Source organism: Candidatus Obscuribacterales bacterium, from assembly GCA_036703605.1.
In the GTDB taxonomy this organism is placed as follows: domain Bacteria; phylum Cyanobacteriota; class Cyanobacteriia; order RECH01; family RECH01; genus RECH01.
Genome location: DATNRH010000293.1, coordinates 1 through 1,059 on the forward strand (window position 1 = coordinate 1; position 1,059 = coordinate 1,059).

The following is a 1,059-nucleotide window of genomic DNA, read 5'->3' on the forward strand; positions in this document are numbered from 1 at the left end:
CAGATGAGCAACTCCCAGCGAGTGATCGTAACGCTTGTATCCAGACTGGGGAAACACTAGGTCTGAGGCACCTAACTGGCGGACGGACTTGAGTCTTTGATAGGGTCGAGACTCGCTGACTACAAAAGCAGTATCTGACAGTGCCACATAACCATACACGGCGTCACGAATGATGCGCATGGTGGCTGTTTGGGTATTGTTGTTCTTGGTGTTCTTGTTATGGGTTAGCAAAGTGTATTATCTAACGTCGTTTCAACGTTCTTACGAACCAAATTTAGCCAACGAGTCTGCAGATCGATCACCGCGGTATTCTGCCACCTTCTCACCACCCTCGAATCTCAGGATGGTGGGGAAGCCGTTGATACCCAACGCCTTGCACAGATCACCTGCCTGTGCATATTCTACCTGCAAGAATGGCAGACGAGCCAAGGTGGCTGCTTCTGCAAAGTTGGGTTTCAAAGCAGTGCAATGTCCACAGCCCTCAGCCACAAAGGCCACTACTGTAGGTTGTCCCTGATCTTTGACATGTCTCTGAAATCCATTCTGGTCTACCTCCTGCACTCCCTTCTGTGAAGCGTGAGCAGAAGCGTAGGAAGGGGGGCGAAAGTCCTTGTAGTCTCCACGAGCGTAGGTGCCGCCATACTTCTTGTCATGCTGGTAATCACTGCCTTGATACCTCTGTCCCAATTGGGCCTGGGCGTCAGCAGGGATGTGACTGTTACCGGCGTAAGAAGTGTACTTTTGACCCGGGGAGTAGGGTTGCGGTACAGGCTCCTGTTGTTGCTGTTGTTGCTGACGTTGTTGGTGGTGCTGATGTTGGTGGTGGTGGTGTTGGTGTTGAGGGTGTTGGGCGGGATAGGTTGGCATGTGTCGAGGAAACGCTCTCACCGCCTGTTCTGGTTTGGAGGCTGGAGGCGAAGGTGGCTGTGGGGGCGGTGGGGGCGACTTGCTCCTGCGAGACCAGACCACAACTGCGGCCACCCCCACGGCCACCCCCAATGCAGCCAGCCATGGTTTGTTCTTTTCTTCCGACTTGGGCTTGCTGGGTACAAATGGGGC

At 53.9% G+C, this 1,059-nt stretch carries 3 protein-coding genes; 1 reads left to right on the top strand and 2 read right to left on the bottom strand.

Annotated features, from left to right (window positions below; all coding sequences use genetic code 11):
• Positions 1 to 231 (bottom strand): hypothetical protein (locus V6D20_06175; protein ID HEY9815372.1); only part of this gene is annotated, 231 nt, incomplete at its 3' end.
• A 30-nt stretch (positions 232 to 261) separates the two neighbouring features.
• The gene (locus V6D20_06180; GenBank protein HEY9815373.1) at positions 262 to 867 is read right to left on the bottom strand and encodes a protein disulfide isomerase family protein; all 606 of its coding nucleotides are present in this window, start codon (positions 865 to 867) and stop codon (positions 262 to 264) included.
• On the opposite strand from V6D20_06180, the gene V6D20_06185 reads away from it, so the two are divergent.
• Positions 866 to 1,059 (top strand): hypothetical protein (locus V6D20_06185; GenBank protein HEY9815374.1); only part of this gene is annotated, 194 nt, incomplete at its 3' end. The genes V6D20_06180 and V6D20_06185 overlap by 2 nt on opposite strands.